Genomic DNA, 13,274 nt, shown 5'->3' on the forward strand with positions numbered 1-13,274 from the left:
GCATGAACAGACACTTACAGTGGGGTGTGCTTGGTACATCCACAATCGCGAAAAATGCAGTCATTCCGGCGATCCAACAATCCGAACGTGGTGAGGTTCTGGCAATAGCCAGCCGCAGCAAGGAGAAGGCAGAAGCTCTTGCAAATGAACTCGACATTGCCAGAGCGTATGGCAGCTATGATGAACTCATTGCCGATCCGGATGTTGAAGCTGTCTATATTCCTCTGCCGAACCACATGCACAAGGAGTGGACAATTAAGGCGGCACAGGCTGGGAAGCATGTTTTATGTGAAAAACCGGCTGCCCTGAATGCAAACGAGGCGGCGGAAATGATTGAGGCATGTGAACAGCATGGTGTCCTTTTCGCAGAAGCAATCATGTATCGGTATCATCCGAAGCACAGACGTGTGCAGGAGATTATAGCCAGTGGGGAGATTGGTGCTGTCAGAGCCATCCATGGCAATTTCACCTGTAATACCGCTGATGACAAAGACAATGTAAGATTCAAAAGAGAGATGGGCGGAGGATCATTATTTGATCTTGGCGTATATCCGATCTCGGCAGCCCGTATGTATCTGGGACAGGAGCCGGAAGCTGTAACAGTACACGCTCTATTCTCGGAAGAGCATGATGGTGTCGATATGATGGCTTCAGGACTTGTGGAATTTCCGAATTCGGTAGCGTTAACCTTTGACTGTGGCATGTGGGCCTCTGGACGAGCTGAGATGGAGATTCTCGGTACCGATGGTCGAATTGAACTGCCCAAGGTGTTCGGCTGGGAGAATAGTGATATACCGCCGCAGATTATTGTACATACCGATTCCGTCAGCCGTGAAGAACGTGTATCGGTATCGAACTCCTATGTTTTGCAGGCAGAGACATTTGCAGCCGCGGTGCTTGAAGGCGAAGTGTTGCCGTTCAGTCCGCAAAATACCATTCAGAATATGCGTGTCATTGATGCTTGTCTGGAATCGGCACGAACCCGTCAACGGGTAAAATTAGTGGATTAAAGTAAGAGCTAACTTGTTAGCATAATAAATGATAGGAAATGCGAAATGTAAGACTCCTTCCTCCGGGATGGGAGTCTTTTGTTGTATTTAAATGTTATATTTATATATTTTTACAAAAATAAACTTTGAATTTGATATTTCCTCCAAAATGATGTGATATAAATAGTAAATAGATGGCTTGTTCACTATAATCTAGCAGAACGTACATCCTGTTAGATTTCACATCTCACCTCACTTAAATAGTGGCAACGTTCATCCATTTGAAGTCATTGGGAGGCTGGATCGATGAAAAAGTTTATGTCTACAGCTTTGCTCGCGGTTATGTTAACGATTATCTTCTTCACAGGTTCACAGATTGCTCCGGTTGGACAGCAGAAGGCTTCAGCTGCAACGTGTACCATCATCAACACGTTCACAGGGGTCGCCAACTATCTGAGCGCCAATGGTAAACTGCCATGCAACTACATTACCAAAGCACAGGCAACGGCACTCGGCTGGGTATCCTCGCAGGGCAACCTCGCTACGGTTGCTCCGGGCAAAAGTATCGGTGGAGACGTATTTAGCAACCGGGAAGGCTTGCTTCCGGCAGCGAGTGGGCGCACATGGCGTGAAGCAGATATCAACTACACTTCCGGTTTCCGTAATTCTGACCGTATCCTGTACTCTAATGACGGCTTGATTTACAAAACGACTGACCACTATGCATCCTTTACTCGCTTGAAATAAGGAAGGACAGGACAGACATGAAGAGGGTAGTACTTAACGGTGAGGACTTTTCTAGCACAACAGAACTGAATGAACTATTGAAGCAAAAGCTTGAACTGCCAGACTTTTACGGTGCAAATCTGGACGCCTTGTGGGACTGCCTTACAGGCATGATTGAGCTGCCGCTTGAATTAACCTGGACGAACTACCAGATCAGCAAGGAACGGCTGGGTAGTGAGGCAGAGAAGGTATACCAGTTGATGCTGGAAGCGGAAGAAGAGAGTATTGGATTTCAATTTAAGACTGAGGACTAGTACATGAACTACGAAACATAGCAGCAAATTTTTGGTGCAAAGTGAAACAGACCCTTAGGTCTGTTTTTTTGTGTCTTGTGGAGATAGTCGGTTAAAAAAACTAAAAAAGAAGGGCCTAAACCCAACGATAAAAATATTTTCACGAAAGGGTTGATTTTCGCATATCATACGTTAAAATAAAATTAACATTAAAATTATTTTCACGTTGAAGGGCGGAGTATAATCATGAGTGAAGGTACAGTGGCACCAAAGCAAGGGATCGGGGAATTAATTCGGATTAGGCCGTATGTGCAGTTTATGGTGAGCAAGATTGTATCCAGATTTGGCGATTCGATTGATTCCATTGCTTATATCTGGATGGTGTACATTCTGACAGGTTCAAAGTTGCTGATGGGAACACTGCTGGCTGTTAACTTTTTGCCGAGTATCTTTCTGGGGCTGTTTGTCGGCGCGCTGGTGGATCGCATGTCGCCCAAAAAGGTGATTATACTGACGAATACTGGCCGAGGTTTATTTGTTGGCAGTACAGCACTTTTGTTTGGTCTGGGTGAGCTGCAAGTGTGGCATCTGTTTGTCATCACCATTCTGAATTCCCTTCTGGAATGTTTCGCGTCACCTGCAGAGGTATCCAGTGTACCGCGATTGCTTCCCAAATCGATGCTGCTGTCCGGCAACGCCATGTCCTCGTCTGCAACCCGGGTCGCAGAACTCGCAGGGCTCGCAGTGGCGGGCACGTTAATTGCAATGGCAGGGATCACGTGGACGATATTGATCGATGCGGGCTTGTTTGCCTTAAGTGCACTCTTGATGAGCCGTGTAGGGTACCCGAAAACTCCGAAATCATCTAACAATGAAAATAAACCATTCGATTTATCTGATTCTTCTCCAGCAAGAAAAAGTATATTCTCTGAGATGACAGAAGCCTTTCATTTTATGCGTAAACATGTGTTGTTACTGATCGTCTCGATTCTGTTTGCCTTTGTTAACTTTTGTCTGATGCCATTCAATGTCCTTCGCACGCCATATGTCATTGAAACGCTGCACGCGGGAGCGGGAGGATTAAGTCTACTCAGTGGACTGATTGTGGGAGGCATGGTACTGAGCGGCTTGTGGCTTTCTCACAGAGGATCGAATTATCGTAAAAGTGTGCTGGTCATCGTAGGGATTGTCATGTTGGGGCTCAGTTATGCCATGACTGCACTCCCGGCTTACATGACGTCCTACCAGCTGCCTGTTGCTGCTGTCTTTTGTCTGATGATGGGTATGGGGATTCCACTCGCTACAACACCCCTTGCATCCTATCTGATGGAAGTTACGCCTTCCGAGATGCTTGGCAGAGTGTATGCCCTTCAAAGTATGCTCGTCGTGAGTGTTGCTCCATTAGGCAGCTTGGTTTCAGGAGCCCTTGCCGATTGGGTGGCATTGCCGGTTCTGTTTATCGTGTTTGGTGTTTTGCTTGCCATGTCAGCCGCTCTGGTGCTTCTGAGCAAGACTTTCCGCACCGTTTTATAATAAGGCTTCCTTAAGATTATTATCCTCAGCCTGTTTTGACCGAAGCCCTGTTCGGACGGTATAATATACACATGATGGGCAACAGGTACCCCGGAAATGAGGATACAGGTATGCAGCGCAAAGTACTTTCAACGATTGAAGAAATCAAGGTCTACTCCGATCCGTATCGGATACAGATTATGAATATGTTTAATAAACAGGGCAGACCCTCTACGGTTAAAGAGATCGCCGATCAGATGGGCGAAGTACCAGCCAAGGTACATTATCATGTGAAAAAACTGGAGAAAATTGGTCTGCTCACCATCGTATCCACTCGTGAAATTAATGGAATCATCGCGAAATATTATGAGCCTTTCAAGGGTGAAATCCAGCTCCGTAACGAAGATGAAGAAAACTCACCTTTGAAGGAGGTATTTCGTTCCGAAACGTTCAAATTGTTAAACGAAATGTATGAGCAGAGCCGTCGGCGATTTATGAATCAGGCAGAAAACGGGGATCGTATGTTCATCTCGGATATGACGTTGTACGCCAGCCGGGAAGAAGTAGAGCAGCTGTACAACAACATTACGAAGATTTGTGAACCCTATTTAACGAAAGACAGGCATAATGCGGACCAAGAGGCCTTTCATTTATTCAGTTCCTTATCCAAAGATACAGTGAATAAACCCGTTTCGGAAACCGCTGGGAAATCGAAAAAGAAGGCTTCACCTGATAAAGGCAAGTCCGTTGCAAAAACGTCAACACCTGCTAAAAAGCAGAAGGAATCCTCGTCTGGTAATCAGGCGGAAGAGTAAGCGGAGCATTTGCATCGGCTTTATTGAAGCTTCGTCTGTGTAAAGATGATATGCTCTACCAAGAAAAAAAGCCGCCATTGGCGGCTTTTTCATGCGTGATTAGCATGATGGATGACATGTACCTATCTCTGCAAAACAACTTTAATTCGTTCATAAACTACATGTTTTCATCATAATCTTTCACGTCACGTTTGGCTGCGGTTGCGGGGGAGTTCGATGTGCCATATTCCTCAACGGCTTCCCAGGCGTCAGCGTTATCGAACTTGCCAGCATTGCGCTGCCTAACTTCTCCGGCGCCGCTTGGCGGCATCGTCATGACTTCCTCTTCGACAGGCCGTTCGTTGCTTAACTCACGATTTGGCGTATCATCGATACAGTAGGCTGTGTAAGGGATCGCTTCGAGTCGTTCGAAGGGAATATCCTTACCACAGATCACACAGGAGCCATATGTTCCTTGTTCGATTCGCTCCAATGCTTCATTCACCTGATTGAACTCGTCGGTTAACGTATCATCGATCGCCAAGTCACGGCTTCGCTCAAACGTCTCCGTACCGGCATCTGCCGGGTGATTATCATATGATGACAGTTCGCCTGTTGAATCTTTCAGGGACTCGGCTGGAGCACCGTCTTCCATGCTGGATTCAAAATGGCGCTGTAGGTTTTCACGTTGTTCCAAAAGAGCTTTTTTCAGCTCTTGAAGTTGATCTTTGGTTAATGTGCTCATAGGGACATGCTCCTTTCCCGAAATGGGGTTGTAGTCAGTCCTTACCCGAATTTCATAAGAAGCAATCAGTTTCGTGTGGAAAGAGGGTCGTTCGATTTTATATCTGACGGATAATGTGTTATAAAAAATAGAGAGAGAAAATGCGGCGGTATTGAAGATCTTCTGGTGCATACCGCGGCGCGTTTGATAATGGAGGTTGTCAATATGGATGAGCATATGAAACGAAGATTGGACAAACAAAGACAGTTGTTCAAACAATTGGGCGTGCAGCTCGACGCTTTATCGATTCATGAAAAACAATTCAACTATAAACTTCGTGGTTATGATCCCGATGAGGTGGACGCCTATCTGGATTTGGTTATTAAAGATTACGAACGTTTCTATGCCAATATAGCGGATCTGATGGACAAGTGGCAAGAACAGCAGTTAACGATTCGGGATCTGAAGTCATCGGCGAAACCGGTGGATGATCCAACGAAGATTGATCGCAAACAACTGGATGACATTGTGAAACAACTGGAGTACAGCGTTCGGCAATTAAAAATTCGGGCACGCCCTGAACATGATCTGTTCTCCGAGTAAGCTTGCACATCCGGGATGATATAAAATCAGCATTTTAATGCTCAACTAAAAGGTGGTTAATCATGAGTACTCATTTTTCGGTCAGTGTGCATTGTTTGTTGTTATTGTCTTTCAGCGCGCCTGAACGAATCACTTCGGCACTGATTGCAGGTAGCGTGAATACCAACCCTGTTGTTGTCAGACGAATTTTGGGCGGGTTGAAAAAGGCAGGCCTTGTGGACTCTTCACCGGGAACCAGAGGATTCTATCTCGCCAAGCCTTCAAGCGAAATCACATTAGCCATGATCTATCAGGCTGCCAAGGATGAAGGACCATTGTTTCCGATTCACGGTAACTGCAATCCGAATTGTGACGTTGGCCTTCGTATAGATAGCCTTCTGACCAACCTGTACCAGGTTGCCGAATCAAAGGTGGAACAGTTCTTCGCATCCATTACGCTTGAAGATATGGAGCGTTCCTGTTCTCAAATTGATGTTATTCCATCACATGCCGAATAAAGCGTAATATAAGGGAAAGGGAAGGTGTGCTGTACTATGAAAATTATTGTCATTTCGGACACTCATTTACCTCGAAGAGCACGTAAGTTACCCGATCCCCTGATTGAGGCGCTATCAGATGCCGATCTGATTCTCCATGCGGGTGACTGGTCGGACTGGGATGTATACAAGCTGCTTAGCGCATATGCGCCGGTTGAAGGTGTTGCAGGTAATACGGACCCGCCTGAAATAGGTCAAAAACTCGGGTTCTCCCGCATCGTTGAAGCAGACGGTTTGCGTCTTGGTCTTGTGCATGGTCATCTGGGATCGAAATCGACCGAGCAGAATGCGATCCACACATTTGCAGGACAGCAGGTGGATGCCGTCATTTATGGACACTCACACATTCCAGTGATGCATACGGTCAATGATGTGTTGATATTTAATCCGGGTTCTCCTACGGATCGGCGGCGTCAGCCCCAGTATTCTTTTGGTATCCTGACGACAGGGTTGGGTAAATTGCAGGCGGAACATGTCTTTTTTGATGAAAAATAAAAGTTAAAACCAGGGCATCTCGAATCAGAAGCATCTTCTGTTATTCGGGGTGCTTTTTGCTATGTGTTTGTTCAAAAGAGAACCTGCAAGTTATCTCTGAATGGGGAATATGGTCTGCTGTTTATCTGTCATTCATCTCTTCTCATTGACCTCTATGGAGGCATGCGTATGAGTGATACAATGCGTTTACAACCATAAATTGAATACGTTTACATAAGGGGATGAATGTTGATGAAGTTATCTGTATTCACTGTAGCCACACCGGACTTGACGGCAGATGAATTGGCCTCGGCTGCGGCCGCAGCCGGAATCGAAGGGATTGAATGGAGGTATCGCGGAATACCGGCCGATGCTATGTCCGAAGAACCTTCGTATTGGAGACATAATCGCTGCTCGATAGATCCAGACCAATGGGAGGAACAGGTGCCTGCATTTCGTGAAGCGGCAAAAAAGCATGACAGACAATCGATTGCATTGGTGCCGTATCTGAGCTGTGGGGATTTGCTTGCTACAGAGCAGGCATTTCAAGCCGCTCAAGCCTTGGGAGCATCCATGATGCGTGTTGGGGTTCCCGGCTATGATCGCAAAACCAGCTATCCTGAATTGTACAAACAAGCTGTGCATTATCTGAGTGAAGTTCAAGAGATGGCCCAACAGTATAAGGTAAAAGCCGTAGTGGAAACCCATCATCAAACGATTGCCCCCACGGCATCACTGGCCTATCGGCTGGTGCAATCGCTGGATTCACAGCATGTAGGCGTATTGTACGATCCGGGAAACATGGTGCATGAAGGATATGAGAACCACCGTATGGGACTGGAATTACTGGGACCTTATCTGGCACATGTACATGTGAAGAATGCGGCTTGGTTCAATGATACATCGAGCGTGAATTCAATTTCCGGTGTGAATGAACGGATTACCAAAATCTCGATAGCTTCAGCCTGGCATTGCCAGTGGGCCCCCTTGACTGAAGGGGTGGTGAACTGGTTGCAAGTGTTCCGGGACCTGAAATCCGTTGGATATGACGGGTATTATGGCATTGAGGATTTTAGCGGAGTTTTGGAATCGAAGGCAATGTTACAGCATTTTGCAGATGTGTTTGCCGAAATTGAGCGTCGAGTTGACGAGGAGGTACAGGTATGAGTTTGGTTCGAGTAGCCGTCATTGGAATTGGGAATATGGGTGCGGCCCATGCCAGAACGTTGGCAGCAGGAGAAGTACCGGGTGCAGAACTGGTGGCTGTGTGTGATGTGAGACGAGAAATGGGGAGCTGGGTATCCAGTAACCTTCCGGCTTCAGTCACCTATTGGCAGGATGCGGAGCAGATGATGTCATCAGGGACGATTGATGCTGTCATTATAGCAACTCCGCATTATGATCATCCCGAAAAGGCCATTCAGGCTTTTCAGTATGGTTTGCATGTCATGATCGAGAAACCTGCCGGAGTATACACCAAACAGGTACGCAAGATGAATGAAGCGGCTGCTGTCAGCGGCAAAGTGTTTTCCATGATGTATAACCAGCGAACAAACCCTTTATATATCAAGCTAAGGGATCTGATTGCCTCGGGGGAACTGGGTGAGGTACGGCGCACCAACTGGATTATTACGAATTGGTATCGCTCCCAGAGTTATTATGATTCGGGCGGCTGGCGTGCAACCTGGGCTGGTGAAGGAGGTGGTGTCCTGATCAACCAGGACCCTCACCAACTGGACCTGTGGCAATGGACCATCGGCATGATGCCGGTGCGTATGCGTGCCTTCTGTTCATTTGGCAAATACCGGAACATTGAAGTGGAAGATGATGTAACGGCATATGTTGAGTATGAAAACGGAGCAACAGGTGTATTCGTAACCACAACGGGTGAAGCACCAGGCACCAACCGGTTTGAAGTCAATGGGAATCGCGGCAAAATTGTCATTGAAGATGGTCAGCTGACCTTCTGGCGTCTTCGTGAACCCGAGCCTGAATTCAATCAGAGATTTACCGGAGGTTTTGGACAGCCGGAATGCTGGAAATGCGAGGTGCCAATTACCGGTGTGGAAACCGGACATCCTGGGCTGATTCGCAACTGGATCGATGCCATCTTGAACGGGACCCCGCTCATTGCTCCTGGTGAAGAGGGTATCCATGGATTAACATTGTCCAATGCCATGCTGCTGTCAACCTGGACGGATAACTGGGTGGATCTGCCGATCGACGAGGATTTATTCTATGAGCATTTGCAGCAGCGGATTGCCAGTTCAAATACAAAGAAAGACAAGGCAGGAAGCAGCAGTCAGCCTGCCGATCTGTCACAGACATTTAAGTAATGCATTTGGACAAATCCAGAATCCAGAGACTCATTTTCAATACGTAATTATATAAGGTACGAATTCAAATGCCCATAAGGGAAGGATTGATATAAGACATGGCAAAAGACGGAATGTTCTATGCTCCAAAGAGTGTGAAAAAAGAGGTTGTATGCGGCCCGGGGGAATTTGTCATTGGGGCGGTTGCACTGGATCACGGGCACATCTATGGTATGGTTGGCGGGCTGGTGGAGGCCGGAGCAACACTCAAATGGGTATACGATCCCGACCCGGCTAAGGTCGAGGCTTTTCGGAAACAGTTCCCTCAGGCACAGATCGCGGCATCTGAGGCAGAAGTGCTTGGCGACGATGAAGTGCAGCTCGTAGCCGGAGCAGCCATACCGTCGGAACGTGCGCCACTCGGCATGAGAGTCATGGCCGCAGGAAAGGATTATTTTACGGACAAAGCCCCCTTTACCACACTGGATCAACTATCTCTTGCACGTGAAGAAGTTAAACGTACGGGGAAAAAGTATATGGTCTATTACAGTGAACGTCTGCATGTGGAAAGTGCGGTTTATGCCGGACAACTGATCGAACAGGGAGCCATCGGGAAGGTTGTACAGGTTATGGGGACGGGACCGCATCGATTGAATGCGGGTGGTCGGCCGGAGTGGTTCTTCCAGCATGAAAAGTATGGCGGCATCCTCTGTGATATTGGAAGTCATCAGATCGAGCAGTTTCTGACCTTTGCCTCTTGTACGGATGCAGAAGTGGCGTTCAGTCGGGTGAACAACTTCAATCATCCACAATTCCCGGAACTAGAGGACTTTGGCGAAGCGTCACTCATCGGCAACAACGGAGCTTCCGGTTACTTCCGGGTAGACTGGTTTACACCGGATGGTCTGGGTACCTGGGGCGATGGGCGAACGGTTATTTTGGGCACAGACGGTTACATTGAACTGCGCAAGTATATCGACGTGGCGAGAGAGCGTGAAGGCGATCAGGTGTACCTGGTTAACCATGAAGGGGAATACCGATATAGCGTCAAAGGACAGGTCGGTTATCCGTTCTTCGGTGAACTGATCCGAGACTGTCTCGATCGAACAGAGAATGCGATGACACAGGAGCATGCGTTTAAGGCGGCAGAACTCTGCTTGATTGCGCAGCATAAGGCAATGAGTGAGAGAGTGGTATGGAGCAGTGGTGCGAAGTAAAGGGTTTTGTATAAAATAGTACTTATATTATTTAATAGGAATGAAGTGAGAGGAGAGCAGCCCGGTGTAGGGGCTGCTCTTTTGTTTGTTGTAGTACCTTCGCAAATGGAACAATATGGTTTATTATGAAAGTAGTTCAGAAATTGACTTGAATGTGTGGTGTTTACGAAGTATATAAATTAGCTGTTATGTGAAACCGATGCAAGTGCGATAAAGATAATAAAGGAAGTGAGTCATTTGGAGTATTCTGATTTGTTCAATTTAAAGAATATTTATCTCGATCAAATATATGAACCTGAGGAGAACACCCTTAGATTACTCTTCAGTCGAAGTAGAACTAGTGAACCTCCTGAAACGATAACAATTGGAAAAATTGAAATTAAAGATACATATTCGATTGATGTAGATGAAACATTACCTTTATTACAAATGGATTTTGAATGGTACATTGGATATTCAATTCGAAATGAAAGTTACACTTCATGGGATAATTATGAAGAATTTGAGGGTAAGATCTTTAGGATTTATAGTAAATCTAGATACTTAGACTTTATTAAAGTAGGAACATTTGCTTCTGAGGATTACCCAGGTCCATTTAAGCATTATGGCATCGCATGTCTTAACCATATCGTGGATGTTGTATCAGTTTCTGAACCAATTATTAAGGAAGTTCAACGAACTAAATAAGATTATTGAATGTATCTCAAGAAGGCATCGGTCTCAGATAACATTATGTTCACGCTTCGGGCCATTTGGCCCTCGGTCCACCCGAGGAGATTCCCAAGAAGAGGATTCAGGTGGACACATCCCCACCACCTAACCGCATCGCGGCCGTGACCTAAAGGTCCTTAAGGTGGTGGGACGTCGTGAACACGGAAACGTTATCTGAAACCGGCAAGATAGAGAGGAGAAAAACATGATACTTGGATTGTATGAAGCACATTTACCAGTGAGCAACTTAAGGCAATCAATTGAGTTTTATTCGAAATTAGGATTAGAGTTGGCCTGGAGAGATGAAGATACAGCTTTCTTCTGGATTGAAAAAGAAAAGAGTTGGGTGGGTCTTTGGGAAGGCGAAGAGCATAAAATTTCTTACCATCCGTCGTTAAGACATCTAGCATTTCGAGTTAGTTATGAAGATCTTAGAAACAGTATAAAATGGCTTCAAACGATTGAGATAGATCCCGTTCCATTTGGAAAAAGAGATTCAATCCATCCATTCGTCAGACCCAATCAGGGAAACGCTTCAGTTTACTTCGATGATCCAGATGGAAATAGTTTAGAATTAATGTGTTTTGTAAGCGTCCCTGAAAACTTAAAAAATATATCAAATAAATTATCAATAGAAGAATGGGAAGAGCTTTTGAAAGAGACGAATTAAAGAACTTATTTATTGGGATATTTCAAATGAAGTGCCGGCGTCAGATAACATAATATTCATGCTGCGGCTCCGATGGGCCTTGGTCTGCAAGAAGAAATTCAGAGAGGCATTTCAGCAGACAACCCCTTTGGGGTTCATGAATACAGGAATGTTAGATGAAATTCCTAAAATTGATATAAAGAACTCAAGTAGGTGAATATCAAGATGCCTTATATAAAACCTGTAATTCGAGAACCTTACTATGATAAACCTGTATGGATTGAGAATGAGGTGACTCGAAAGGAGTTCACTTTTTTATCCTCAAATAGTAGTACAGCTGAAGTTGAATTGTTTTTACTGCATTTATTTGGCTACAACAGCATTGATGCAGCGAAGTCTTTTGAAGAATCTTTTAAAGAACTATTTGAAGAAGATGAAGTAGCAATATTAGGCGGGGTTACTTTTATGCAGGATGAAGAAACGTATATTATGCCTAGCTGTTGTTGTGGGCTTGAGGAATTTCAAACTATTACTAATTCTATTAATGCCAAACAAAGTCCATGGCTAGGGCATGACCCTTCACCTGGAATTAAATATTATGAAGATTATGTCTTAGTATGGTCGGATTGTCCAGACAAACAAAAGGAAGAATTATCAAGTATTAGGTTTACCTATAAAGAACTATTAGAAGGACTAGAGAAATGCAAAAAGGACTTATTAGGATTTATAGAAGAACCATTATACAAATGGATCAAAATGAGAGATGAAGAAATAGCGAATCGAATGAAACAAAAAATGTTTCATTGGTTTTTAAAAGACGATTATTCTTGAATGCATTCCAGGAAGTCAGGAACTTCAGCTAACATTATATCCGCATCGGAGCCTATCGGCTCCTCGATCCGTAAGAAGCAATTGGCAGAGAAGCGAAATCAGTCGGAGACCTACGCACCACCTAACCGCATCGCGGCCGCCCTTCGAGCTTGGTGGGGGGACGTCGTGAATACAACAACGTTAGGCGAAACTTCGGGAATATAAATCAAATAAACTCAAGGGGGATTGCGATGAAGAATCAAAAACCAGTAATTATTGAAGAATACAATAAAGAATGGGCAAAAGCATTCAATATAATAGAATCAATTTTATCAAATAAACTTAGTGGTCTAGCATTACGAATTGAGCACGTTGGAAGTACATCGGTACCGAATCTTGCGGCCAAACCAATCATTGATATTGATGTAGTAATTGAATCTATGGTGTACCTACCAGGGGTAATCAAGAAGTTAGACGAATTGGGATATGTACACGAAGGTGATTTAGGAATTAAGAACAGAGAGGCATTTGCAAGAAAGGATGTTTATGTACCTTACAGTAGCGAAGGCTATGTGAAGCACGAACATCATCTATACGTATGCAATAGAGAAAGTGACGAACTAAAAAGACATAGAATGTTTCGAGATATATTAAGAAAGTATCCTTTATTGGTATCTGAGTACACAAATTTGAAGATCCAACTTTCAAGTGAATTCAGAAACAATCGCAAAGCCTATACTGAAGGAAAGACAGAATTTGTTACGAGGATAATGAATGAGTACAAAGATGTTTTGTGGAGTATTTCAGAAGACGAAGACATCCGATAACAAAGTGTTCCAACTTCGCGACTGTCGTCGCTCGGTCTGCTTGAGGAATTTTCATTGAAGCAGGTTAGGTGAAATCCCCCAAAAGACATTTAAA

General features: G+C 44.9%; 15 protein-coding genes and 1 pseudogene. 15 read left to right on the forward strand and 1 reads right to left on the reverse strand.

The genetic code is table 11. From position 1 onward, the window contains the following. The first annotated feature begins 2 nt into the window (after nucleotides 1-2). The 5 genes and pseudogenes from MHB49_RS12975 (at nucleotide 3) to MHB49_RS12995 (ending at nucleotide 4,335) form a co-directional block, all read left to right on the forward strand. Complete coding sequence (locus tag MHB49_RS12975; RefSeq protein ID WP_405156362.1) at nucleotides 3-1,010, forward strand: Gfo/Idh/MocA family protein; 1,008 nt, start codon at nucleotides 3-5, stop codon at nucleotides 1,008-1,010. A gap of 396 nt (nucleotides 1,011-1,406) precedes the next feature. Then, nucleotides 1,407-1,736: pseudogene (locus MHB49_RS12980) on the forward strand (ribonuclease); the annotation flags it as partial. A gap of 17 nt (nucleotides 1,737-1,753) precedes the next feature. Beyond that, entirely contained in the window at nucleotides 1,754-2,029 is a 276-nt protein-coding gene (locus MHB49_RS12985) for a barstar family protein (RefSeq protein WP_405156363.1), read from the forward strand. A gap of 225 nt (nucleotides 2,030-2,254) precedes the next feature. Next, entirely contained in the window at nucleotides 2,255-3,541 is a 1,287-nt protein-coding gene (locus MHB49_RS12990) for an MFS transporter (RefSeq protein ID WP_405156364.1), read from the forward strand. Between the two features lie 110 nt (nucleotides 3,542-3,651). Then, nucleotides 3,652-4,335 (forward strand): ArsR/SmtB family transcription factor, encoded by a 684-nt coding sequence (locus MHB49_RS12995; RefSeq protein ID WP_405156365.1) that lies wholly within the window; start codon nucleotides 3,652-3,654, stop codon nucleotides 4,333-4,335. A 157-nt stretch (nucleotides 4,336-4,492) separates the two neighbouring features. Here MHB49_RS12995 and MHB49_RS13000 read toward each other — a convergent pair whose 3' ends face one another. Further along, complete coding sequence (locus MHB49_RS13000; RefSeq protein ID WP_405156366.1) at nucleotides 4,493-5,059, reverse strand: TraR/DksA C4-type zinc finger protein; 567 nt, start codon at nucleotides 5,057-5,059, stop codon at nucleotides 4,493-4,495. A 204-nt stretch (nucleotides 5,060-5,263) separates the two neighbouring features. Between MHB49_RS13000 and MHB49_RS13005 the strand changes: the two genes are divergently transcribed. The 10 genes from MHB49_RS13005 to MHB49_RS13050 all read left to right on the forward strand — a co-directional run bounded on the left by MHB49_RS13005 (nucleotide 5,264) and on the right by MHB49_RS13050 (nucleotide 13,180). Then, nucleotides 5,264-5,641 carry a DivIVA domain-containing protein gene (locus tag MHB49_RS13005; protein WP_247902259.1) on the forward strand — a complete coding sequence of 126 codons (378 nt, stop codon included), beginning with the start codon at nucleotides 5,264-5,266 and terminating at the stop codon, nucleotides 5,639-5,641. 62 nt (nucleotides 5,642-5,703) lie between these two features. Then, nucleotides 5,704-6,138: an Rrf2 family transcriptional regulator gene (locus MHB49_RS13010; RefSeq protein WP_405156367.1), complete on the forward strand. Its 435-nt coding sequence runs from the start codon at nucleotides 5,704-5,706 to the stop codon at nucleotides 6,136-6,138. Nucleotides 6,139-6,174: 36 nt separating this feature from the next. Next, nucleotides 6,175-6,672: a metallophosphoesterase family protein gene (locus tag MHB49_RS13015; protein ID WP_405156368.1), complete on the forward strand. Its 498-nt coding sequence runs from the start codon at nucleotides 6,175-6,177 to the stop codon at nucleotides 6,670-6,672. Between the two features lie 231 nt (nucleotides 6,673-6,903). Continuing rightward, nucleotides 6,904-7,818, forward strand: coding sequence for a sugar phosphate isomerase/epimerase family protein (locus MHB49_RS13020; RefSeq protein ID WP_405156369.1), 915 nt, complete (start codon nucleotides 6,904-6,906; stop codon nucleotides 7,816-7,818). Continuing rightward, nucleotides 7,815-8,987, forward strand: coding sequence for a Gfo/Idh/MocA family protein (locus tag MHB49_RS13025; protein ID WP_405156370.1), 1,173 nt, complete (start codon nucleotides 7,815-7,817; stop codon nucleotides 8,985-8,987). The genes MHB49_RS13020 and MHB49_RS13025 overlap by 4 nt, the downstream gene beginning before the upstream one ends. Before the next feature lie 98 nt (nucleotides 8,988-9,085). After that, a complete protein-coding gene (locus MHB49_RS13030; protein WP_405156371.1) occupies nucleotides 9,086-10,183 on the forward strand; it encodes a Gfo/Idh/MocA family protein in 1,098 nt (365 codons plus the stop codon). A gap of 237 nt (nucleotides 10,184-10,420) precedes the next feature. Further along, nucleotides 10,421-10,870: a hypothetical protein gene (locus MHB49_RS13035; protein ID WP_405156372.1), complete on the forward strand. Its 450-nt coding sequence runs from the start codon at nucleotides 10,421-10,423 to the stop codon at nucleotides 10,868-10,870. A gap of 229 nt (nucleotides 10,871-11,099) precedes the next feature. Beyond that, nucleotides 11,100-11,564, forward strand: a complete 465-nt coding sequence (locus MHB49_RS13040) for a VOC family protein (protein ID WP_247902266.1) — start codon at nucleotides 11,100-11,102, stop codon at nucleotides 11,562-11,564. Between the two features lie 204 nt (nucleotides 11,565-11,768). Next, the gene (locus MHB49_RS13045) at nucleotides 11,769-12,374 is read left to right on the forward strand and encodes a hypothetical protein (RefSeq protein ID WP_247902267.1); all 606 of its coding nucleotides are present in this window, start codon (nucleotides 11,769-11,771) and stop codon (nucleotides 12,372-12,374) included. 230 nt (nucleotides 12,375-12,604) lie between these two features. Continuing rightward, nucleotides 12,605-13,180, forward strand: a complete 576-nt coding sequence (locus MHB49_RS13050) for a GrpB family protein (protein WP_405156373.1) — start codon at nucleotides 12,605-12,607, stop codon at nucleotides 13,178-13,180. Nucleotides 13,181-13,274 lie beyond the last annotated feature (94 nt).

It is taken from the genome of Paenibacillus sp. FSL K6-0108, from assembly GCF_045040695.1.
Classification (GTDB): Bacteria; Bacillota; Bacilli; order Paenibacillales; family Paenibacillaceae; genus Paenibacillus; species Paenibacillus pabuli_B.